This is a genomic window from Mycolicibacter terrae (assembly GCF_010727125.1).
Taxonomy (GTDB): domain Bacteria; phylum Actinomycetota; class Actinomycetes; order Mycobacteriales; family Mycobacteriaceae; genus Mycobacterium; species Mycobacterium terrae.
This window is the reverse complement of record NZ_AP022564.1, coordinates 2849859-2872372: the sequence shown is the minus strand read 5'-3', so window position 1 is coordinate 2872372 and position 22514 is coordinate 2849859. Positions and strand designations below refer to the sequence as shown.

At 69.1% G+C, this 22514-nt stretch carries 16 protein-coding genes and 1 tRNA gene; 14 read left to right on the top strand and 3 right to left on the bottom strand.

Annotation, left to right across the window (positions count from 1 at the left end; all coding sequences use genetic code 11):
• Window positions 1–18 precede the first annotated feature (18 nt).
• The 7 genes from G6N23_RS13660 (at window position 19) to G6N23_RS13630 (ending at window position 8995) form a co-directional block, all read left to right on the top strand.
• Entirely contained in the window at window positions 19–633 is a 615-nt protein-coding gene (locus G6N23_RS13660; protein ID WP_095173789.1) for a TetR/AcrR family transcriptional regulator, read from the top strand.
• The gene (locus G6N23_RS13655; protein ID WP_085260220.1) at window positions 626–1699 is read left to right on the top strand and encodes a DUF1214 domain-containing protein; all 1074 of its coding nucleotides are present in this window, start codon (window positions 626–628) and stop codon (window positions 1697–1699) included. The genes G6N23_RS13660 and G6N23_RS13655 overlap by 8 nt, the downstream gene beginning before the upstream one ends.
• A complete protein-coding gene (locus G6N23_RS13650) occupies window positions 1696–2949 on the top strand; it encodes a sulfotransferase family protein (RefSeq protein ID WP_085260221.1) in 1254 nt (417 codons plus the stop codon). The genes G6N23_RS13655 and G6N23_RS13650 overlap by 4 nt, the downstream gene beginning before the upstream one ends.
• Before the next feature lie 43 nt (window positions 2950–2992).
• Window positions 2993–5575, top strand: coding sequence for a multicopper oxidase domain-containing protein (locus G6N23_RS13645; RefSeq protein WP_085260222.1), 2583 nt, complete (start codon window positions 2993–2995; stop codon window positions 5573–5575).
• A gap of 89 nt (window positions 5576–5664) precedes the next feature.
• A complete protein-coding gene (pdhA, locus tag G6N23_RS13640) occupies window positions 5665–6759 on the top strand; it encodes a pyruvate dehydrogenase (acetyl-transferring) E1 component subunit alpha (protein WP_085260223.1) in 1095 nt (364 codons plus the stop codon).
• Window positions 6759–7817: an alpha-ketoacid dehydrogenase subunit beta gene (locus G6N23_RS13635; protein WP_085260224.1), complete on the top strand. Its 1059-nt coding sequence runs from the start codon at window positions 6759–6761 to the stop codon at window positions 7815–7817. The genes pdhA and G6N23_RS13635 overlap by 1 nt, the downstream gene beginning before the upstream one ends.
• Window positions 7814–8995, top strand: coding sequence for a dihydrolipoamide acetyltransferase family protein (locus G6N23_RS13630; RefSeq protein WP_085260225.1), 1182 nt, complete (start codon window positions 7814–7816; stop codon window positions 8993–8995). Before G6N23_RS13635 ends, G6N23_RS13630 begins: the two co-directional genes overlap by 4 nt.
• A 9-nt stretch (window positions 8996–9004) precedes the next feature.
• Here G6N23_RS13630 and G6N23_RS13625 read toward each other — a convergent pair whose 3' ends face one another.
• A complete protein-coding gene (locus G6N23_RS13625; protein WP_085260226.1) occupies window positions 9005–9763 on the bottom strand; it encodes an enoyl-CoA hydratase in 759 nt (252 codons plus the stop codon).
• Window positions 9764–9967: 204 nt separating this feature from the next.
• A tRNA-Arg gene (locus G6N23_RS13620) sits at window positions 9968–10041 on the bottom strand.
• Between the two features lie 269 nt (window positions 10042–10310).
• Between G6N23_RS13620 and G6N23_RS13615 the strand changes: the two genes are divergently transcribed.
• From G6N23_RS13615 to G6N23_RS13600, 4 genes are read left to right on the top strand one after another with little or no spacing between them, the layout of a single operon-like run.
• Window positions 10311–11759, top strand: coding sequence for a wax ester/triacylglycerol synthase family O-acyltransferase (locus G6N23_RS13615; protein WP_085260227.1), 1449 nt, complete (start codon window positions 10311–10313; stop codon window positions 11757–11759).
• Complete coding sequence (locus G6N23_RS13610; RefSeq protein WP_085260228.1) at window positions 11756–13357, top strand: HAD-IB family hydrolase/lysophospholipid acyltransferase family protein; 1602 nt, start codon at window positions 11756–11758, stop codon at window positions 13355–13357. The genes G6N23_RS13615 and G6N23_RS13610 overlap by 4 nt, the downstream gene beginning before the upstream one ends.
• Window positions 13354–15720, top strand: coding sequence for a glycerol-3-phosphate 1-O-acyltransferase (locus G6N23_RS13605; RefSeq protein ID WP_085260229.1), 2367 nt, complete (start codon window positions 13354–13356; stop codon window positions 15718–15720). The genes G6N23_RS13610 and G6N23_RS13605 overlap by 4 nt, the downstream gene beginning before the upstream one ends.
• A gap of 54 nt (window positions 15721–15774) precedes the next feature.
• Window positions 15775–17796, top strand: a complete 2022-nt coding sequence (locus G6N23_RS13600; protein ID WP_085260230.1) for a bifunctional copper resistance protein CopD/cytochrome c oxidase assembly protein — start codon at window positions 15775–15777, stop codon at window positions 17794–17796.
• 4 nt (window positions 17797–17800) lie between these two features.
• Here the strand turns inward: G6N23_RS13600 and G6N23_RS13595 are convergent, their stop codons facing one another.
• Entirely contained in the window at window positions 17801–19147 is a 1347-nt protein-coding gene (locus G6N23_RS13595; RefSeq protein ID WP_085260300.1) for an MFS transporter, read from the bottom strand.
• Between the two features lie 180 nt (window positions 19148–19327).
• Here G6N23_RS13595 and G6N23_RS13590 point away from each other — a divergent pair, with 180 nt between their 5' ends.
• From G6N23_RS13590 to ettA, 3 genes are all read left to right on the top strand, one after another.
• On the top strand, window positions 19328–20113 hold the full coding sequence (locus G6N23_RS13590; RefSeq protein ID WP_085260231.1) for an LppX_LprAFG lipoprotein: 786 nt from the start codon (window positions 19328–19330) through the stop codon (window positions 20111–20113).
• 155 nt (window positions 20114–20268) lie between these two features.
• Window positions 20269–20748 carry a single-stranded DNA-binding protein gene (locus G6N23_RS13585; RefSeq protein WP_085260232.1) on the top strand — a complete coding sequence of 160 codons (480 nt, stop codon included), beginning with the start codon at window positions 20269–20271 and terminating at the stop codon, window positions 20746–20748.
• Between the two features lie 79 nt (window positions 20749–20827).
• Window positions 20828–22504 (top strand): energy-dependent translational throttle protein EttA, encoded by a 1677-nt coding sequence (ettA, locus tag G6N23_RS13580; RefSeq protein ID WP_085260233.1) that lies wholly within the window; start codon window positions 20828–20830, stop codon window positions 22502–22504.
• The last annotated feature ends 10 nt before the right edge of the window (window positions 22505–22514 follow it).

The window sequence follows — 22514 nt, the reverse complement described above, 5'->3', positions numbered from 1 at the left end:
ATGGCCAACACACGCGCGATGACAGCCGATTCGGAATCCGCCCCGACCGGCCGCGGGCGCCCACGCAATCCGCGCACCGAGCAGGCGATCACCGAGGCCGCCCGCCGGCTGCTGGCTCGCGACGGCTATGACCAGGTCTCCATCGAGGCGATCGCGCGGGAGGCCGACGTCAGCCGGCCGACCGTCTACCGGCGCTGGCCGTCGAAGACCCACCTGGTATTCGACGCGGTCTTTGCCGCCGAGGTCGGCGACGTGCTGACCAGCTCGGGCGACTTCGAAGCCGACCTTCGCCGATTCGTCGCCCGGGTGTTCGACTTCTGGCGCTCACCGGAGGTGGCCGCCGCGGCACTGGGCATCCTGGCCGATCGCCACCGCGACCCCGAATTGTTCATCCGCACCCAACAGCTGCTCGACGAGAACACCCGCGCCGCGTTCGGGGCGCTGATCCGAGCCGGCGTCGACCAAGGCGTACTGGCCCCCGACGTCGATGTCGAGATCGCGTATGACGCGTTGGTGGGCACCAGCTTTTACATCGCCCAGGTTCTGGCGCCCGACTCGCTCGACGGAGCCGCCGACCGGCTGTGCTCCCTGGTGCTGCGGGGATTGACAACGAAGGAGAATTGCGATGAATGACGAACTCCCCGAGCTGTCCCAGGCCTTCGGTGACCTGCTCGACGAGGTCCGCGCCGTCGAGCAGCGCCTGCTGACCGCCGATCCGCCTCTCGAGGAGGCCGACATCCTCGACGGCTACCGGTGGGCGTTGAGCCTGCTGCGGGTCGCCGCCGAGGCCTATATCTGGGGGGACTCCGACAAGCCCATCCTGGTGGACGTGATCGGGCCGTACCTGAAGTGGGGCGGCGACAATTCGGATGCCTTCTACCAGCTGGCGCCGATCGACCCGAGCCGCAGCTACCGGGTGACGGGCAACCGCGGCGATTCGGTCTATCTGTCCATGACCGTCTACGGCGGCCCCGACGACGGCCGCTACAGCGACCGCATTATCGACACGATCAACGACCGCGACCTGGGCTGCGACGCGCACGGCAACTTCGAATTCGTCATCAGTGCGCAACAGCAGCAGGGCAACTGGCTCAAACTCGAGCCCGACGCCGTGTTCATCCTGACCCGCGACTATCTCACCGAGCCCGGCACCGATCGGCGGGTGCAGTGGCGTATCGAAGCGCTCGACGACACCCCGCGCCGTGTCGACACCCGAGCCGACCTGAGCCGGCGGATGCGCGCGGCACGGACCTGGATCCGCGAGCAGGCCGCCATGGTGCCCGTGCGGCTACCGGCCAACGCCCTGCAGGACCCCTACCCGGTGCCGAGCCGCACCGTCGGCTGGGCCGCCGGTGACGCCGCCTACTCGATGGGGGCCTACGAACTGCAACCGGGCCAGGCACTGCTCATCGAGGGCACCTCCCCGGAGTGCGTGTTCTGGAACCTGTGCCTGTGGAATCCGTTCCTGCACACCTACGACTACACCCGCGAACGGGTCACCATCAATGGCGCGCAGGTCAGCTATCGGCCGGACGGGTCGTGGCAGATCGTGATCAGCGACACCGATCCCGGGCATCCGAACTGGGTGTCGACCGCGGGCCGGGCCAAAGGCCTGATCTGGCTGCGCTGGTTCCTGCCGGAAGTCACCCCGGACCCGCTGAACTGCCGCGTCGTCGACGTCGCAGAGCTGGCGTCGTGAGCGCCCCCGCCGCTCGTCCGGGCGCGATCCGGCTCGACGATCTCGCCAATCCGATCTATCCCGCAGCCGCCGTCCCGATGCGCGACGGCTTGGCCGGTTACGGTGCCGCGCTGCGGCTGACACCGGAGATGCTGCTGCAGGCCGCCGCCGAGCGCACCGGCCTGAACAACTGGGGCGACAACGGATTTCGGGAACGCCTGGACGTCCTGTGCGGGTCGTTTGCCGACGAGGCCGACCTGTCCGGGGTCGGACGGATGATGGCGTTCGAGCAATTGGTCGGCCATCTGGCCAACCGGCTGCGGCTGGAAGACCTGATCGCGACCCACCCCGAGATCGACGATGTCGAGATCGAGCGGCCGATCATCATCTGCGGGCTGCCGCGCACCGGGACCACACATCTGCACAACCTGATCGCCGCCGACCCGGCGCTGCGGTACCTGCCCTACTGGGAGAGCATGGAGCCGGTCGCCACCCCGGGCGAACCCGATCCGCAGGCCAGACGTGACCGCTGCGCCGTCGGGTTGGACCTGATCAACACCTCGATGCCCGAGTTCAAGCGCATGCACGACATGACCGTCGACCACGCGCACGAAGAAATCCAGCTGTTGGCCAACGACATCTCGGGAATGCTCTTCGAATGCAGCTACTACCTGCCGAGTTTCGCGGCGCACTACAAAGCGCACGACCAGACGCCGTCGTACGCCTACCTCAAACGCACCCTGCAGGCGCTGCAATGGCTGCGCGGCGGGACCCGCTGGGTGCTCAAATCCCCCCAGCACCTCGAGCAGTTCCCGGCGCTGTATGCCACCTTCCCGGATGCGACTTTCGTTGTCACCCATCGGGATCCGGTCGAGGTGACGCAGTCGATGGCCACCATGATCAGCTATGCGGCGCGGATGGCCTGCGACCACCCCGACCCGGTCAAGATCTCGGCGTACTGGCTCGACCGGGCCGACGACCTGCTCACCGGATGCCTGCGCGACCGTGATGTGCTGCCGTCGGGGCAGTCGGTCGACGTGCGCTTCGAAGACTTCATGGCCGACGAGGACGGCACCGTTGCCGCCATCTACGAGCTTGCCGGTCAGTCGCTCGATACCCGGGCCCGCGAAGCGATGTCGCAGTTCCGTAGCGACCATCCACGTGGGCGCTACGGCGCGGTGGATTACCGCCCGGCCGACCTGGGGCTGGATCCCGACGAGATCGCCACCCGCCTGCGCGACTACCGAAACCGATTCGTCTTCGATGCCTAAGGTCTCTTACCCCTGGTGACGCGCCCACCGTAGCCTGGCGATCATGATTCAGTTGGGGTCGCCACCACCCCCGGCGCCGGTCGCCAAGCCCCGCCGCCGCGGCGGACCGCGCGGGCCGGTGTTCCTGGGCGCCAATATCGTGGTGCTGGGCTGGCTGGCGGTCTCGGTCGCGCTGCTCATCGGGCACAATGCCATTTCGCACCCGATCTGGCTGCCGGTGCACGCGCTGCTGCTCGGCGCGGCAACCAACGCGATCGTGATCTGGTCGGGACACTTCACCACGACGCTGTGCCGGGTTCCCGACCCGCCGCACTGGCATCTCGTGGTCAAGCTGACCCTGCTCAATGTCGGCGTCGTCGCGGCCCTGTCCGGTGTCGCGTGGAACGCCGAGGTGCTGACCGGTATCGGCGGCGCCGTGGTGGCCGTGGTCGGCCTCGCCCACGGCGCCGAGTTGATCGCGATGAAGAAGCGCGCGCTCTCGGCGCGTTTCGACTACCTTGTCGGTTTCTATCTGGCCGCCGTGGTGGCCCTGCTGGCCGGATCGGCGACCGGTGCGGCGATGGCGTTCGGCATTGCACGGTGGTATGCGCGGCTGTGGACGACGCACGTGCATGTGATGCTTTACGGCTGGATCGGGCTGACCGTGGTGGGCACGCTTTTCACGCTGTGGCCCACCACGATCCGGGAGAAGATCACCCCGCGCAGCTTCGCGATGGCCCGTCGTGCGCTGCCGACCCTGACCGTCGGGTTGGCCGTCGCCACCGTGGGCCTACTCGCCGGCAGTTGGTGGCTGGCCGCGGCAGGCTTGGCCGGCTACGCGGTTGGAGTCGTACTGGCGATCGCCGGATTGTGGCCGGGACGAAGCTTCACCGGGCCTGCGGCCTGGATGCTGGTCGGTGCGGCCGGCTGGCTCGGGGTGGCCGTCGTGATCGAGGTGGTCGCGCTGATCGCGGCGCGCTCCGTCGATGTGTTGCCGGCGTTCGTGGAGCACACCCTGCTGCCCCTGCTGGCGGTGGGCTTCGTCGCGCAGATCCTGCTCGGTGCGCTGAGTCAGCTGCTGCCGATCCTGGTGGCCAACGGCCCGCCGGTCCGCAAGGCGGTCATCGCGTATCTGGACCAGGGCTGGCAGGCGCGGGTGGGGGCGATCAACGTCGCCGTGCCGCTGGTGGCCGGGCCGTGGCAGGGACCGCTGCCGGTGATCGGCTGGGTGCTGGCCGCCGTCGCGGTCGGCAGTTTCCTGCTGCTGGCGCTGCGGCTTGCCTTACCGGTGGCGCTGCGCGGCCCGATCGACATCGAGGCGATCAAGCCGCATTCGGGTGCGGTGACCGGGGCTGTTGGCCTGGCCGCAGCGGTCGGGGTCGCCTCGGCCCTGGCGCTGGGGATGGGCGCCCCGGCGCCGTCGGCAGCTGCCGGAATCGCTGGCGAAGCACGCACCGTCGACGTCACGCTGAACAACATGCGCTTCTCGCCCGACGTGCTGGACGTGCCGGCCGGAACACGGCTGGTGCTGCGGGTCACCAACGTCGACGGACTGCCGCACGACCTGCACGTCGACACCGGCGAGCACACCCCGCGGCTGAGCCGCGGCCAGACCGCGGTGCTCGATCTCGGGGTGGTCCGCCAGGACCGCGACGTCTGGTGCGACGTACCCGGCCACCGGGCCGCCGGGATGACGATGACGATCCGTGCCGTCGGCGGCGTTCCCCGCCACGAGCACAGCGGCGGCGGCCCGGGCGGGGGATCCCCGGCACCGGCCACCCTGAACCTGGCCGCCGATCCGTCGCCGGGCTGGACGCCGTACGACGCGGTGCTGGCTCCGGCCACGCCGGGCCTGCATCGGGTGGAACTGCGCGCCGTGGACCGGGAGCTGGAGGTCGCGCCGGGGCTCCGTGAGATCCGCTGGACCTTCGGTGGTGTGGAGCCGGCCCCGATCCTGCACGGCCGGGTCGGGGACATCTTCGAGATCACCCTGATCAATGACGCGACCATGGGTCACGGCATCGACTTTCACGCCGGGGCGCTGGCGCCGGACCAACCGATGCGCACGCTGGAGCCGGGGGAGCGGCTGGTCTACCGGTTCACCGCGCGGCGGGCCGGCGCCTGGCTGTATCACTGCAGTACACCTCCGATGACGCTGCATATCGCCAACGGCATGTACGGCGCGGTGATCATCGACCCACCCGGACTGCCGGCCGTGGACCGGGAATACGCCCTGGTCGGCGCGCAACTCTATGCCGGAGCGCCCGACGCCGACGCCAAGACCACGGCGATCCGCGCCGGACAGCCCGACGGCTGGATGTTCAACGGCACGGCGGCCCAGTACATGCACGCCCCGCTGCCGGCGCACACCGGCGAGCGGGTGCGGGTGTGGGTGGTCAACGCCGGCCCCGGCGACTCGATCGCCTTCCACGTCGTCGGCACGCAGTTCGACACCGTCTACAAAGAGGGCGCCTGGCTGCTGCACGAGCCCGGCGGTTCCGGCGGCTCCCAGGCCCTCGACCTGGCGCCCGCCCAAGGCGGTTTCGTCGAACTGACCTTCCCCGAGGCGGGTCACTACCCGTTCATGGATCACGACATGCGGCACGCCGAGAACGGGGCGCACGGCATCTTCGACGTCTCCGGCTAGCGCCCGACACGACGCCGCCGCCGCGCGCGCAAACCCGGGTCAGCGCGTGGTCGCTGGCATAATGGGAGCAGCGTCACAAGGAGGCTCGCATGGGCCAGCTGCCAGGCATTACCGGTCCCGAGGTCGCCCTTGAACCTGTGCAGCTCGTCGGGCCGGACGGTGCGCCGACCGCCGAGAATCGCTACAGCCGGGAGCTGCCCGAGGAGACCCTGGGCTGGCTCTACGAGTTGATGGTGCTCACCCGCGAGTTCGATACCGAACTGGTCAACCTGCAGCGCCAAGGCGAGCTGGCGTTGTACGCCTCCTGTCGCGGCCAGGAGGCGGCCCAGGTCGGTGCCGCCGCCTGCCTGCGCAAGACCGACTGGCTGTTCCCGCAGTACCGCGAGCTGGGGGTGTTCATCACCCGCGGTATCCCAGCGTGGAACCTGGCGGCCGCCTGGCGCGGAACGTGGAACGGCGGGCTGGAGTTCACCGCGAAATGCTGTGCGCCGATCGCGGTCCCGATCGGCACCCAGGCGCTGCACGCGGTGGGCGCGGCGATGGGCGCGCAACGCCTCGGCGAGGATTCCGTCACCGTCGCGTTCGTCGGTGACGGCGCCACCAGCGAGGGCGACGTCCATGAAGCGCTGAACTTCGCCGCGGTGTTCGCGGTGCCGTGCGTGTTCTACGTGCAGAACAACCAGTGGGCGATCTCGGTGCCGCTGCACCGACAGACCGCCGCGCCGTCGCTGGCGCACAAGGCGATCGGCTACGGGATGCCGGGAATCCGGGTGGACGGCAACGACGTGCTGGCCTGCTACGCGGTGATGGCCGAGGCAGCCGAGCGGGCCCGGACCGGCGGCGGGCCGAGCATGATCGAGGCCGTCACCTACCGGCTCGGCCCGCACACCACCTCCGATGATCCGACCCGCTACCGCAGCAGTGCCGAGCTCGAGCGGTGGACTGCGCTCGACCCGATCCCGCGCTACCGCGCCTACCTGCGCAACATCGGCGTCTGGACGCAGCGCCTCGAGGACCGGGTCGCCGCCCGGGCGCAGCGGCTGCGCACCGAATTGCGCGACGCCACGGTCGGCGCAGCCGATTTCGACGTCGACGAGGTCTTCACCGCCGTCTACGCCGACATCACCCCGGAACTGCAGCAGCAGCGCCGCGCGCTGCGCGTCGAGCTGGACAGGGAGCGCTGATGACCCAGATCCTCGAACCGCCGACCCGCTCGCCGAACCCGGCCTCGGCCGTGGGCTCGGGAGGGCCCAACTCGGCCACCGAGCAGCTGACCATGGTGCAGGCGCTCAACCGGGCGCTGCGGGACGCGATGGACGCCGAGCCCAAGGTGCTGGTGTTCGGGACCGACGTCGGCGTGCAGGGCGGTGTGTTCCGGGTGACCGAGGGGCTGGCCGAGACCTTTGGTGAGCAACGCTGTTTCGATACGCCGCTGGCCGAGTCCGCGGTGATCGGCATCGCCATCGGGCTGGCGATGCGCGGCTTCGTCCCGGTCCCGGAGATCCAGTTCGACGGATTCAGCTACCCGGCCCTCGATCAGGTGGTCAGCCACCTGGCGAAGTACCGGACCCGGACCCGCGGCGAGATGTCGATGCCGGTCACCGTGCGGATACCGTCATTCGGCGGAATCGGTGCGGCCGAACACCATTCGGAATCCACCGAAACATACTGGGCACACACCGCCGGGCTGAAAGTGGTTGTCCCCGCCGATCCGTCGGATGCCTACTGGCTGCTGCGGCACGCCGTCGCCGCACCCGATCCGGTGATGTTCCTGGAGCCCAAGCGGCGGTACTGGTCCCGCGGGCCGGTGGACACCACCCGCCCGCAGCCGGGCATCGGACGCGCCGCAGTGCGCCGGCCGGGCACCGACGCCACCGTGCTGACCTACGGCGGCGGGGTGGCCACCGCGCTGGCGGCAGCCGAAATCGGTGCCCAACAACACGGCTGGAGCTTGGAGGTGGTCGACCTGCGCTCCCTGGTCCCGCTCGACTTCGACGCCGTCACCGAATCCGTCCGCCGCACCGGGCGTTGCGTGGTGCTGCACGAGGGTCCACGAAACCTCGGCTACGGAGCCGAACTGGCCGCACGCATCTCCGAGGAGCTGTTCTACGAGCTGGAGGCGCCGGTATTGCGGGTCACCGGATTCGACACACCGTATCCGCCGGCCCGGCTGGAACGGCTCTGGCTGCCAGGTCCCGACCGGCTGCTCGACAGCGTCCAGCGGGTCCTGGAGCTGCCGTGAGCGCCGAACCGAAGACCTTCGCGGTCCCCGACCTCGGTGAGGGGCTCGAAGAGGTGACGGTGACCAGCTGGAACGTCGCCGTCGGCGACCAGGTGGAGCTCAACCAGGTGTTGTGCACGGTGGAGACGGCCAAAGCCGAAGTGGAGATCCCCAGCCCCTACGCCGGCCGGGTCGCCGAACTCGGCGGGGCACAGGGCGACGTGCTCGCGGTCGGGGCGCCGCTGGTGCGCATCGACACCGGCACGGCCGAGGGTTCCGGGCCCGCTGAAGCCGCCCCGGCCGGGCGTACGCCGGTGCTGGTGGGTTACGGCGCCGACGACACCTTCGACAGCAGCCGGCGCACCTGCGCCACCACCGGACGGCCCAAAGCCAAGCCGGGCGCCCGCAAGCTCGCCGCCGAGCTGGGCGTCGACCTCAGCGGTGTCCCTCCGGGCCCGAGCGGTGTGATCACCACCGACGGTGTGCTCGCGGCCGCCGGTGGCGAGGAGCTGCGGGCGCCGAGCGCCGTGCAGGCGGCGATGGCCGAACGGATGACACTGTCGCGCAGCAGAATTCCCGACGCCCACGGCAGCGTGCAGGTGGACTGCGCCAACCTCGTGCAGCTGCGGGACCGTCTTGCCGCCGGCCCGGACGGGGCTGCGATCACGCCGTTCGTGCTGACGCTGCGGCTGTTGGTCATCGCCCTGACGCGACACCCGGTGCTCAACGCGACCTGGGTCGAGGCGCCGGAGGGCCCGCGGGTGCGCACCCACCGTGCGATACACCTCGGTGTCGGGGTGGCCGCCCCCCGCGGCCTGTTGGTGCCGGTGGTGTTCGACGCGCAGCGCAAGACCACCCGAGAGCTGGCCGACTGTGTGGCCCGGCTGATCGCCGACGCCCGGGCCGGCAGCCTCAAACCCGCCGAGTTGCAGGGTTCGACGTTCACGGTCTCCAACTTCGGCGCCCTGGGCCTCGACGACGGGGTGCCGGTGATCAACTACCCGGAGGCGGCGATCCTGGGCATGGGTTCGCTCAAACCGCGGCCGGTGGCCCTCGGCGACACCGTCGCCGTGCGCCCGCAGATGACACTGACGTGTGCCTTCGACCATCGGATCGCCGACGGCGCGCAGGTCGCCGAGTTCCTCTGTGCGCTACGGGATCTGATCGAGCATCCCGACACCGCGCTGTTGGACCTGTAGCCGGGCGGGTTATCTGCGCCGCGCTGCGGCCAGCCGCGACGCGAACTCCGGTGACTCGACGGTCGCCGCCTGTGGGCCCAGCTCGGTGCGCTTGGCGAACTCGTGTTGCTCGCCTTCGACCGCGCCCGGACTGGCAGTCGTGCGCATCGTGGCCTTGGTGGCCAACACGACGTCTCGCGGTGCCGACGCGGGCCCGGCGGCCAGCGTCATGGCCGCGGCGACCGGATCGTCGGCGACCTGCAGAGCCAACCCGTGACGCAGCGCGGCCTCGGCGTCGAAACGCATGCCGAACAGCAGCGCGGCCCGGGCCACCTGGGGCCCGACCGCCCGGTGCAGCATCCAGGTGGCGCCCCCGCCGGGGTGCAGACCCAGTTGCTGGAACCGGGCGTCGAACAAAGCCGCTTGGCCGGCGATCCGCAGGTCGGCCGCCAATGCCAGGTTCAACCCGGCACCCACGGCGGCGCCGTTGACCGCGGCGATGGTGGGCAGCGCACACTGCGCGACCGCCATGAATCCGTCGTAGAGCGCCAACAGTCCGTCCTCGGTGGCGGCGCCGAGGGCCGAGAGGTCGGCGCCGGCGCAGAACGCCCGGCCCGCGCCGGTGACGATCACCGCGTGCACGCCGGAGTCGGCTTCGGCCCGCTCCACGGCAGCCCGCAGTTGCGCCGACATCGTGGCGGTGACCGCGTTGCGGCGGTCGGGATCGTTGACGGTGATCAGCGCTACCCGGTCAGTGACGCTGAACAGGACGAGGTCAGTAGGTGTCATCGACGATGACGGTACTCGAACCGGTCAGGCGACCCACGCGATGATCACGGCCGACGCCACCACCAGCGCGATCATGAAGACGGTGTAGAGGATGATCGTGCGTTCGTGGCTCATTGCCCAACCTTTCCCGGTTTACCCGGTATCTTTGCCGTTCTTCGGCAGAATGTCACGCGACGCCGTGCCCGGCGCTGCGCCTCGGTGCTGCGCCCCCGGCAGGACTCGAACCTGCGACCACAAGATTAGAAGTCATGTGCTCTATCCACCTGAGCTACGGGGGCAATGCAAACCAGTTTATCGGCTGGTGGCAGCGGATCGGCGGCGACTGAGCAATGCCGCCCGGTGCCATTTCCAATTCAGCGGGCCAACAGAGTGTTTCGTTTTGCCGACCGAGGGCCCGATCTGGACAATCGGCACCCGTCGCCATGGGCAAACAATTAGCGTTGAATGGTGCTCGTGAAGAGTGTGAGTCAGGAGGGGAACGTGGTGGTCGCAGCGTCGGGGCGCCGGTTCGGCCCGGGCGGCGGCGAACCGGTGTCGGGAACCGCACGTGGGTGACCTGGTCGACGCCGCGGGCCTGCCCACCGAACTCGGCGCCGTCGATTACCTGTTGCACCGCGGTGAGGCCAATCCGCGCACCCGTTCGGGGATCATGGGCTTGGAGCTGCTCGACACCACCCCGGACTGGGATCGGTTCCGGAGCCTGTTCGAGAACGTCTCGCGGCGGGTGCTGCGGCTGCGCCAGAAGGTGGTGGTCCCCACGCTGCCGACCGCGGCGCCGCGCTGGGTGGTCGACCCCGACTTCAATCTGGACTTCCACGTGCGGCGGCTTCGGGTTCCCGAGCCCGGCGGGCTGCGCGAGGTGCTCGACCTGGCCGAGGTGAGCCTGCAGTCGCCGCTGGACATTCAGCGCCCGCTGTGGGCGGCGACGCTGGTGGAGGGGCTGGCCGGGGGGCGGGCCGCCACCTTGCTGCACCTGAGCCACGCGGTCACCGACGGCGTCGGCGGCGCCGCGATGTTCGGGCAGATCTACGACCTGGAACGCGACCCGCCGGCGCGGTCGATGCCGCCGCAACCGGTGCCCCAGGACCTGTCGTCGAACGACCTGATGCGCGACGGCATCAACCACCTTCCGGCCGCGCTGCTCGGCGGCACCCGCGATGCGCTGGTCGGGATGCTGTCGATGGCGACCCGCACGGTGCGCGACCCGTTGTCGGCGGTGGCCGGGGTGATCGGCTACGCCCGGTCGGGGGCGCGGGTGATGAGCCAGGCGGCCGAACCCTCGCCGCTGCTGCGGCGGCGCAGCCTTTCCAGCCGCACCCAGGCGCTCGACATCCGGCTGTCGGATCTGCACCGGGCCGCCAAGGCCGGCGGCGGGTCGATCAACGACGCCTACCTGGCCGCGCTGTCCGGGGCGCTGGGGCGTTATCACCGGGCGCTGGGTGTGCCGATCGCGACCCTGCCGATGGCGATTCCGGTGAACCTGCGCGCCGAGGCCGATCCGGCCGGCGGTAACCGGTTCACCGGGGTGAACCTGGCCGCTCCGGTCGGCGTCGCCGACCCGGTGGAGCGGATGAAGCGGATCCGGGCCCAGATGACGCAGCGCCGTGAAGAGCCCGCGATGGATGTGATCGGTTCCATCGCGCCGCTGCTGAGCGTTGTCCCGAGTCCGGTCCTGGAGAAGATGACCGAAACCGTCGTCGGGGCCGACGTGCAGGCCAGCAACGTGGCGTTCTACCCCGGTGACACCTACATCGCCGGCGCGAAAGTGCTGCGGCACTACGGAATCGGCCCGCTTCCCGGCGTGGCGATGATGGTGGTGTTGATCTCGCGCGGCGGTGAGTGCACCATCACGGCCCGCTACGACCGGGCCGCGGTGCGCGACGAGAAGCTGTTCGGCACCTGCCTGGTGCAGGGATTCGACGAGGTGTTGGCGCTCGCCGGTGACCCGGCGCCGCGCTGTGTGGCGGCGTCCTTCGATCCGGGTCCGCAATCATGACCGACGACACGAAGTCGCCGCCGCCGCGTGACATGCGACTGCCGGGCTCGGTGGCCGAGATCGCCGCCAGCCCGCCCGGCCCCAAGATCGGGGCATTCTTCGACCTGGACGGCACGTTGGTGGCAGGTTTCACGGCCGTCATCCTGACCCGGGAGCGAGTCCGCAGCCGCGACATGGGGTTGGGGGAGTTGTTCGGCATGATCCAGGCCGGGCTCAACCACCAACTCGGGCGCATCGAATTCGAAGAGCTCATCACCAAGGCGTCCTCGGCGTTGCGGGGCCGTTCGATCAGTGACCTCGACGAGATCGGCGAACGGTTGTTCATCCAGAAGATCGCCGGGCGGATCTACCCGGAGATGCGCGAGCTGGTGCGGGCGCACCAGGCGCGCGGGCACACCGTGGTGCTGAGCTCTTCGGCGCTGACCATCCAGGTCGACCCGGTCGCCCGTTTCCTCGGCATCACCAACACGCTCACCAACGCGTTCGTGACCGACGAGAACGGCGTGCTCACCGGAGAGGTGACCGAACCGATCCTCTGGGGGCCCGGTAAGGCGGCCGCGGTGCAGAAGTTCGCCGCCGAGCACGACATCGACCTACAGGACAGTTACTTCTACGCCGACGGCGACGAGGACGTCGCATTGATGCATCTGGTCGGCAACCCCCGCCCGACCAACCCCGAGGGCAAGATGGCCTCGGTCGCCCGCAAACGGGGCTGGCCGATTCTGCGATTCAGCAGCCGCGGCGGCGGCGTCCTCGGCCAGTTGCGGAACCTGGCCGGACTGGGGTCGATGCTTCCGGTGGGCGCCGGCGCGATCGGGCTGGGTTTGCTGAGCGGTAGCCGGCGTCGCGGCGTCAACTTCTTCACGGCGTACTTCCCGCATCTGCTGTTGAGCCTCAATGGTGTGCGGCTCAACGTGATCGGCAAGGAGAACCTGACCGCAACCCGTCCGGCGGTGTTCATCTTCAATCACCGCAACCAGGTCGACCCGGTCATCACCGCATCGTTGGTGCGCGACAACTGGGTCAGCGTGGGCAAGCGGGAGTTGGAGCGCGACCCGATCGCCGGGCCGCTGGGAAAGCTGACCGAGATGGTGTTCATCGACCGGGACGACGCGGCGTCTGCGGTGGAGTCGCTGCACCAGGTCGAAGAACGCGCCAAACGGGGACTGTCGGTGGTGATCGCCCCGGAGGGCACCCGCGTCGACACCACCGGGGTGGGACCGTTCAAGAAGGGGCCGTTCCGGATCGCGATGGCCGCCGGGATCCCGATCGTGCCGATCGTGATCCGCAACGCCGAAGTGGTCGCCGCCCGGGACTCGATGAGCGCCAACCCCGGCACCGTCGATGTGGCGGTGTTCCCGGCGATCTCGGTCGACGATTGGACGGTCGCCAACCTGGCCGATCGGATCGAGGAGGTTCGCCAGCTCTACCTGGACACGCTGGCCGACTGGCCGGCCGATGAGCTGCCGGCGTGGTCGCCGAAGTCGGCCGCGAAACCTCCCGCCACAAAGACGGCGAAGAAGACCCAGGCCAAGAAGGCGCCGTCCAAGAAGACCCCGGCCGCGCCGCGTAGCGCAGGCCCGAAAGGGGGGCAGTGACGACGTCACCGGCCACCGACTCCGCTGGCTCCTCTGGGTCCAACCACACCGGCGACACGCTGGTGCTGGCGTTCGTGTCGACGCCGGTGGAGGGTGATCTGGTCCAGGAGTGGCTGGACCGGCATCGCGACGCGCAACCCGACGCCCGCACCGAACTGTTGCAGATCGACCCGACGGACCGGCCGCCCGCGGTGATGGCCCGGTTGGTCGGGCAGCTCGAACGCGACGAACAGCGATCCATCCTGCCGGTTCGGGTGTTCTGGATGCCGCGTGCCGGGGCCTCGGCGCTGTCGCGGGTCATCGCGCTGCTGCCCGGCTGGAATCCCTACCGGCCCAGTGAGCGTCAGCAGCGGCGCATCGTGCGCACCGAATCGTCACTGGCTCGGGTGGTGGCCGGTGAGCCGGCCAGCGTCGCCGAATTGCGTCAGCAGTGGAGCCAGAACACCGTCGGCGACAACCCGCGGGACTTCGCGCACTTCGTCACCCGCCGGGCGGTGCTGGCTCTGGAGCGCGCCGAATACCGGATCCTGGGGCCGCAGTACAAGTCGCCGCGGCTGGTCAAGCCGGAGATCTTGGCGTCCAGCCGATTTCGTGACGGACTCAAGGACATTCCGGGCGCCACGCTCGACGAGGCCGGCAAGATGCTCGACGAACTGTCCACCGGCTGGAGTCGGGTCTCGGTCGACCTGGTCGGCGTACTGACCAAGATGCTCAGCCGCGGCTTCGACCCCGAGATCGACTACGACGAGTACCAGGTCGCCGCTCTGCGCACTGCGCTGGAAAGCCATCCCGCGGTGCTGCTGTTCTCTCACCGGTCCTATATCGACGGCGCGGTCATGCCGGTGGCCATGCAGGAGAATCGCCTGCCGCCGGTGCACGTGTTCGCCGGGATCAATCTGTCGTTCGGCCTGATGGGACCGTTGCTGCGCCGCTCCGGAGTCATCTTCATCCGGCGCGCCATCGGCAACAACCCGCTCTACAAGTACGTGCTCAAGGAGTACGTCGGCTACGTGATGGAGAAGCGGTTCAACCTGAGCTGGTCCATCGAGGGAACCCGGTCGCGTACCGGCAAGATGCTGCCTCCCAAGCTTGGGCTGATGACCTATGTCGCCGACGCCTACCTGGATGACCGCACCGAAGATGTTCTGCTGCAGGGTGTTTCGATCAGTTTCGACCAACTGCACGAGACGGCCGAATACGCCGCCTACGCCCGCGGCGGGGAGAAGACACCGGAGGGAGTCCGCTGGCTGTACCGGTTCATCAAGGCGCAGGGCGAACGCAACTACGGCAAGATCTACGTGCGTTTCCCCGAGGCCGTCTCGATGCGCCAGTACCTGGGTTCGCGCGACGGACCCACCGCGAGCGACCCGGACGCCAAGCGGCTGGCCATGCAGAAGATGGCCATCGAGGTGGCATGGCGGATACAGCGCGTCACCCCGATCAGTGCGACGGGCATGGTGTCGGCGCTGCTGCTGACCACCCACGGGCTGGCACTGACGTTGGCGCAGATCCACCACTCGCTGCAGGAGGGTCTGGACTACCTGGAACGCAAGCAGACCCCGATCTCCACCAGCGCGCTGCGGCTGCGCAGCCGGGACGGGGTGCGGGCGGCGGTGGACGCGCTGTCCAACGGCCATCCGGTCACTCGGGTCGACGGCGGGCGGGAGCCGGTGTGGCGGATCGCCCCCGAGGACGAACACGCCGCATCGTTCTACCGCAACTCGGTGATCCACGCCTTCCTGGAGACCTCGATCGTCGAGTTGGCGCTGGCCCATGCCGGCCGCGGCGAAGGCGACCGGCTCGACGCGTTCTGGAACCAGGCGATGCGGTTGCGCGATCTGCTCAAGTTCGACTTCTATTTCGCCGACTCGGCCGCGTTCCGCGAGAACATCGCCGAGGAGATGTCCTGGTTCCCCGACTGGGAGGTCCGCGTCGCCGCCGGTGGCGCCGAGATCGACGGGATCTTGTCGGAGAAGAAACCCGTGATGTCCGACGTCATGTTGCGGGTGTTTTTCGAGGCCTACGAGATCGTCGCCGACGTGCTCTGCGATGCGCCGGCCGACATCGGGGAGAAGGAGCTCACCCAGTTGGCACTGGGTGTGGGCCGCCAATACGTGGCGCAGGGGCGGATCCGCAGCAGCGAGTCGGTGTCCACCCTGTTGTTCGCCACCGCACGCCAGGTGGTCGCCGATCAGCAGCTGCTGCAGGACGCACCGGATCTGGCGGAACGCCGCAGGGCGTTCCGCTCCGAACTGCGACGCATCCTGAAGGATTCCGACCACATCGGCCGGATCGCCCGCCGGGAGTTCTTCGCCAGAGATGCCGAGGCACGGCGGATTCGGCGGGCTCGCGGCGAGGGGTAGCGCGGCGGTGCCTCGATATGCACCGATTCAGGCGCGCGCCATACGCTGGGGGCCATGACGGCGATTGTGGCGACCCGCCCCCGCTCGGCCAGTTATCTGCCGGTGCTGGTCGGGGTGGCGGTTCTGGCGGGTTGTACCGCCGCGGGGCTCGCCGCGCTGTCGTTGGCCGATGCGCTGACCGCGACCGGTCTGCCCGACCCCGGCCCGGTGACCACGTTGGGCCTGCCGTTCGTGCGGGCCGCCGGTGAGATCTCCGCGGTGCTGGCGGTGGGTTCGTTTCTGCTCGCCGCGTTTCTGGTGCCCCCGCAATCCAGCGGCGTGCTCGACGCCGCCGGCTACCGCGCGCTGCGGCTGGGCACGGCGGCGTCGGGAACGTGGGCGGTGTGTGCGGCGCTGCTGGTCCCGCTGACCATCTCGGACGTCTCCGGCCATCCGCTGTCCGAACTCCTCGATCCGATGACCACCTGGTCGCTGGCCGGCCTGATCGACACCGCATCCGCGTGGCGGTGGACGGCGCTGCTGGCCGCGGCGCTGACCTTGGCGAGCCTGCCGGTATTGCGCTGGTCCTGGACGCCGGCGCTGCTGGCCGGCTCATTGCTGACCCTGATCCCGTTGGGCTTGACCGGGCATTCGGCGGCCGGCGGCTCACACGACCTGGCCACCAACAGCCTGCTGATCCACCTGGTCGCGGCGGGTCTGTGGGCCGGTGGTCTGCTCGCCCTGCTGGTCCACGCGCTGCGCGGCGGTGAACACGCCGGCCTGGCGGCGCGGCGGTTCTCCGCGGTGGCGCTGTGGTGTTTTGTGGCCATGGGCGTGTCCGGGGTGCTCAACGCGCTGGTGCGGCTGGCCCCCTCCGATGTGCTGACCACCGAATACGGCCGCTTGGTGCTGGCCAAGTTCGTCGCGCTGTGCATCCTCGGGGTCCTCGGTGCCGCGCAGCGGCGCCGAGGGGTGGCGGCGCTGCAGGCGAACCCGGACGCGCCCCAGGCACCACGTGCGCTGATCCGGCTGGCCCTGATCGAGGCCGTCGTCTTCGCGGTCACCTTCGGCATCGCGGTCGGGTTGGGCCGCACCCCGCCGCCCCCGCCGCCGGTGCTGAACCCCTCTATCCCCATGGTCAAGATCGGCTACGACCTCGCCGGCCCGCCCACCGTCGCGCGGATTCTGTTCGACTGGCGCTTCGACGTGATCTTCGGCACCGCCGCGGTGGTGCTGGCGGCCGTCTACCTGGCCGGGGTGCTGCGGCTGCGCCGCCGCGGGGACGCCTGGCCGGCCGGGCGCACCACCGCCTGGCTGCTGGGCTGTGCGACGCTGCTGATCGCCACCTCGTCGGGCACCGGGCGCTACATGCCGGCGATGTTCAGCATGCACATGATCGTGCACATGCTGCTGTCGATGCTGGTGCCGATCCTGCTGGTGCTGGGCGGGCCGACCACGCTGGCGCTGCGGGCGCTGCCCGCCGCCGGCCGCGACGCACCGCCCGGCATGCGGGAATGGTTGCTGGCGGCGCTGCACAGCCGGGTCTCGCGGTTCCTCACCAACCCGATCATCGCGGCGTCGATCTTCGTCACCGGCTTCTACGGGCTGTACTTCAGCAGCATCTTCGACTCGATCGTCGGCAGCCACGCGGGACACGTCGCGATGAACGTGCACTTCCTGCTCAGCGGGTACCTCTTCTATTGGGTGGTGATCGGCGTGGATCCCACACCACGGCCGATCTCACCGCTGGCCAAGCTGGCGGTGGTGTTCGCATCGCTGCCGCTGCACGGCTTCTTCGGGGTGTTTCTGATGGGCATGCACAAGGTGCTGGGCGAGTGGTTCTACGCGGGCCTGCGGTTGCCGTGGCACACCGACCTGGCCGGAGATCAGCACCTCGGCGGTGGCATCACTTGGGCGGGAGGAGAATTGCCCCTGCTGGTGGTGATGATCGCGTTGTTGGTGCAGTGGCATCGCAGTGACCGCCGGACCGCGAAGCGACTCGACCGTTCCGCCGACCGCGACGAGGACGCCGAGCTGGCCGCTTACAACGCGATGCTGGCCGAGGCGGCCCGCCGCGACGCCCTCGGCCGGCACTGACCCGTCACTCGCGCAGCCCGGCCTCGGCGATCGCATCGGCTTCCTGTTCGGTCGCCACCGAAGGCCCCGACCCGGGGAGGCGCTTACCGGCCGTCTCCGGGGTGAACCACACCGTGATCGCGCCCACGATGCCCGCGCCCATCAGGATGTAGGCCGGCACCAGCACGTTGCCGGTCCCCGACACCAGCGTCTCGGCGACCAGGGGAGTGGTGCCGCCGAAAGCCGAGACCGAGATGTTGAATCCCACCGCCACCGTGAAATAGCGCACCTTGGTGGGGAACAGGGCAGGCAGCGTCGACGGGGTGGTGCTGTTGAAGCAGAGCAACATCACGCCGATGAGCAGCACGCCGAGCAGTCGCAGCGGATAGCCTCCGCCATGGCGGATCAACAGGAACGCCGGCAGGGAACCGAAGATCAGCAGGGCACTGCCCGCCCACAGGATCGGTTTGCGGCCGATCCGGTCGGACAGCCTGGCCAACGGCACCACCGCGATCAGCATCAGCAGCAGTGCCACCACGATCATCGTCAGCCCGCGACTGCCGCTGATGCGTCCGACTTGTTTGAAGTAGGTCGGCAGGTAGCCGGTGAGCATGTAATTGGTGACGTTCTCGGCCAGCACCAGGCCCATGCAGATCATCAGGCCCCGGCGCTGTCGCACCACGGTCTGCCGGAACTGCTGCCACCCGCTGCTGCGGGGCCCCTGGTGGTTCTCGCTGATCTGCTCTTGCTCTTCAAAGGCCGGCGACTCGTCGATGCGCAACCGCATGTACAGCGCGACGAAGGCCAGCGGGACACCCAGCAGGAAGGGCACCCGCCAGCCCCAGTGCAGCATGTCGGCGACCGGCAGTTGCGTCTTCAGCCCGGTCACCACCGCCGCGCCCACCACATAACCGCTCAGCGTCCCCAGCGGTAGAAACCCGGTCAGTGCGCCGCGGCTGCGATCGGGGGCGTGTTCGCTGACGTAGGTCATCGCGCCCACGTACTCGCCACCGGTGGAGAAGCCCTGCATGATCTTGGTGACGATGAGAAGGATCGGGGCCCAGACCCCGATCGTCTCGTAGGACGGCAGCAGCCCGGTCACCGTGGTGCCCACCGCCATCAGCGTGACGGTCATGATCAGGACACGTTTGCGCCCGATGCGGTCGCCCAGCGCACCGAAGACGATGCCGCCGAACGGCCGCACGGCGAAGGCCGCCGCCAGGGTGCCGAACGTGGCGATCAGACCCACCGCGCTGGAGCTGTCACCGGGGTAGAACACCTGCGCGATGGTGGTGGCCAGGAAGCCGTAGATGCCGAAGTCGTACCACTCCATGAAATTGCCGACAGCCGTGCCCGCGATCGACCGCTGCATGGCCGCCGGGTCCGAAACCCGGATATCGTCGCGTGCCCATGTTCTGCGGTTCGTGTGTGCACCGCTGCCGGACCGGCCGTTGGTATCCACCGCTAAGCAACGTATACCAACTGGTTTCACACTTCTCGTTGACGCGGGAGGGCCTGCCCGCGCCGGCCGGCGCCCTCTACGATGACGGGCATGCGCAGGCTCCCAGCCGTCCTGACCGTTGTGAGCGCCGCCGCTGCCCTGCTCATCGGTTGCTCATCCGGCCCCTCGCCGTCGGCTCCGTCGTCGTCATCCGTCGCCACGACCTCGACGACCTCCGCGGCTCCGGCGACGTCGTCGCCGGCAGCGCCCTCGTCGTCGAAGAAGGCCAACGAGCCGCTTCCGGACGCCTCGGCGATTCTCAAGGAGGCCGGCGCCGCCACCGCCGGCGTGGAAAGCGTGCACCTGAGCCTGTCGGTGACCGGCAGCATCGAGAACATGGCGATCACCGCGCTCGACGGTGACGTGACCCGCCAGCCCGACGACGCGGCGAAGGGCTACGCCAAGATGGCCTACCGCGGCGCGCCCGCCTATGTCCAGTTCGTCGTGTTCGGCGGCGACCTGTACGTGTCGCAGTCGCGTGGCCGGTGGGTCGACTACGGGCCCGCCGCGAAGTTCTACGACGCGGCGACGATCCTGAGCCCGGACACCGGTCTGGCCGACATGCTGACCGACTTCGTCGATCCCGAGGTCGAGGGCCGTGAAACGATCGACGGGGTGCACACCGTAAGGGTCACCGGCGAGGTGTCGGCCGATGCGGCGAAGAAGATCGTGCCCCAACTGCAGGCGAACAAACGGACCGCATGCACCGTGTGGATCCAGGAGACCGGCGATCACCACCTGGTTCAGCTCGAGCTGGCCTCCGGCGCCGACAACGCCGTGCAGATGACCTTCTCGAACTGGAATGCGCCGGTGAGCGTCGGCAAACCGCGCGGGTAGCCGCTCGCCGCGCGGCGTTATCCCCAGTCCGTCTTTCTTCCACAGTTGCCGGTGCGCCCGCCGGTCGGTCCGGCCTGGTTGTCGGGCTCGGCGGGCTCAATGGGTGCAGCACCGGCGAGCCGGTCGGCTCCGCCGCAACCAGGAAGGAAACCACAATGTATGAAACGTCGATAACCATCATCGGCAACGTCGTCACCGACCCGATCCGCCGCCGGGTGGGGGAGCATGAACTGATCAAGTTCCGGGTGGCCAGCAACTCGCGCAAGCGCAGCGCCGACGGGAACTGGGAGACCGGCAACTCGCTGTTCATGACGGTCACCTGCTGGGACCGGTTGGTCACCGGTGTGGGAGCGTCGCTGAGCAAAGGATTGCCGGTGATCGTGGTCGGGGACGTGTTCACCAGCGAATACGAGGACAAGGACGGCAATCGCCGGTCAGCGGTGGAACTGCGCGCGACCGCGGTCGGCCCCAATCTGGCCCGCTGCGCCGCCCGGGTGGAGCGGATCATCGCCGCCGGGCCGGACAGTCCGGCCGCAGCCGCGCGCGCCGAGGAGGCCGAGGGCCCCGACGCCGGAGACACCGGATCAGACGACGCCGCCGCCGACGACGGCGCCGGGATGGCGCTGACGGCCTGAGCGCAACCGGCAGCCGGGTGACGCCACCCCCTAGGATGGGCGGCGAGCATTTTCCGAGACCAGGAGGCGACACCGCGGCATGGCTGAATTCATCTACACGATGAGAAAGGTCCGCAAGGCGCACGGCGACAAGGTCATCCTCGACGACGTCACGTTGAGTTTCCTGCCGGGCGCCAAGATCGGTGTGGTCGGCCCCAACGGAGCCGGCAAGTCGAGCGTCTTGCGGATCATGGCGGGGCTGGACACCCCCAACAACGGTGACGCCTTCCTGGCGCCGGGGGCCAGTGTCGGCATCCTGCAGCAGGAGCCGCCGCTGAACGAGGAGAAGACCGTCCGCGGCAACGTCGAGGAAGGCCTCGGCGACATCAAGGTCAAGCTGGACCGGTTCAACGAGGTCGCCGAATTGATGGCCACCGACTACTCCGATGACCTGATGGAGGAGATGGGCCGGCTGCAGGAGGAACTCGACCACGCCAACGCGTGGGACATCGACTCCCAGCTCGAGCAGGCCATGGATGCACTGCGCTGCCCGCCGCCCGAAGAGTCGGTCACCAACCTCTCCGGCGGCGAGCGGCGCCGCGTCGCGCTGTGCAAGCTGCTGTTGTCCAAGCCCGACCTGCTGCTGCTCGACGAGCCCACCAACCACCTCGACGCCGAGAGCGTCCAGTGGCTCGAAGCGCACCTGGCCAGCTACCCCGGCGCCATCCTGGCAGTCACCCACGACCGCTACTTCCTCGACAACGTGGCGCAATGGATCCTGGAGCTCGACCGCGGCCGGGCCTACCCCTATGAAGGCAACTACTCGACCTACCTGGAGAAGAAGGCCGAGCGGATCGCCGTCCAGGGCCGCAAGGACGCCAAGCTTCAGAAACGGCTGCAGGATGAGCTGGCCTGGGTGCGCTCCGGCGCCAAGGCCCGCCAGGCCAAGAACAAGGCCCGGCTGCAGCGTTACGAGGAGATGGCGGCCGAGGCCGAGAAGACCCGCAAGCTCGACTTCGAGGAGATCCAGATCCCGACCGGGCCGCGGCTGGGCAACCTGGTGGTGGAGGTCGAACATCTCGACAAGGGCTTCGGCGGTCGCCTGCTGATCAAGGATCTGTCGTTCACGCTGCCGCGTAACGGCATCGTCGGCGTGATCGGGCCCAACGGCGTCGGCAAGACCACCTTGTTCAAGACCATTGTCGGCCTGGAGGCCCCCGACAGCGGCACGGTCAGAGTCGGTGACACGGTCAAGCTCAGCTACGTCGACCAGTCCCGCGCGGGCATCGACCCGAAGAAGACGGTCTGGGAGGTGGTCTCCGACGGGCTGGACCACATCCAGGTCGGGCAGAACGAGATCCCCTCGCGGGCCTATGTGTCAGCGTTCGGATTCAAGGGCCCCGACCAGCAGAAGCCGGCCGGGGTGCTCTCCGGCGGGGAACGCAACCGGCTGAACCTGGCGCTCACGCTCAAAGAGGGCGGAAACCTGATCCTGCTCGACGAGCCGACCAACGACCTGGACGTCGAGACCCTGGGCTCACTGGAGAACGCACTGCTGAACTTCCCGGGGTGCGCGGTGGTGATCTCCCACGACCGCTGGTTCCTCGACCGCACCTGCACCCACATCCTGGCCTGGGAGGGCGACGGCGACGACGAGGCCAAGTGGTTCTGGTTCGAGGGCAACTTCGGCGCCTACGAGGAGAACAAGGTCGAACGGCTCGGGGCCGAAGCGGCGCGTCCGCACCGGGTGACCCACCGCCGACTCACCCGCGATTAAGGTAAGGCCG

Bases quoted from the DNA above. Each gene is read 5' to 3' on its own strand.
- G6N23_RS13660 (WP_095173789.1), top strand. From the start codon at position 19: ATGACAGCCGATTCGGAATCCGCCCCGACCGGCCGCGGGCGCCCACGC.
- G6N23_RS13655 (WP_085260220.1), top strand. From the start codon at position 626: ATGAATGACGAACTCCCCGAGCTGTCCCAGGCCTTCGGTGACCTGCTC.
- G6N23_RS13645 (WP_085260222.1), top strand. From the start codon at position 2,993: ATGATTCAGTTGGGGTCGCCACCACCCCCGGCGCCGGTCGCCAAGCCC.
- pdhA (WP_085260223.1), top strand. From the start codon at position 5,665: ATGGGCCAGCTGCCAGGCATTACCGGTCCCGAGGTCGCCCTTGAACCT.
- G6N23_RS13635 (WP_085260224.1), top strand. From the start codon at position 6,759: ATGACCCAGATCCTCGAACCGCCGACCCGCTCGCCGAACCCGGCCTCG.
- G6N23_RS13625 (WP_085260226.1), bottom strand. From the start codon at position 9,763: ATGACACCTACTGACCTCGTCCTGTTCAGCGTCACTGACCGGGTAGCG.
- G6N23_RS13610 (WP_085260228.1), top strand. From the start codon at position 11,756: ATGACCGACGACACGAAGTCGCCGCCGCCGCGTGACATGCGACTGCCG.
- G6N23_RS13600 (WP_085260230.1), top strand. From the start codon at position 15,775: ATGACGGCGATTGTGGCGACCCGCCCCCGCTCGGCCAGTTATCTGCCG.
- G6N23_RS13595 (WP_085260300.1), bottom strand. From the start codon at position 19,147: ATGCAGCGGTCGATCGCGGGCACGGCTGTCGGCAATTTCATGGAGTGG.
- G6N23_RS13590 (WP_085260231.1), top strand. From the start codon at position 19,328: ATGCGCAGGCTCCCAGCCGTCCTGACCGTTGTGAGCGCCGCCGCTGCC.
- G6N23_RS13585 (WP_085260232.1), top strand. From the start codon at position 20,269: ATGTATGAAACGTCGATAACCATCATCGGCAACGTCGTCACCGACCCG.
- ettA (WP_085260233.1), top strand. From the start codon at position 20,828: ATGGCTGAATTCATCTACACGATGAGAAAGGTCCGCAAGGCGCACGGC.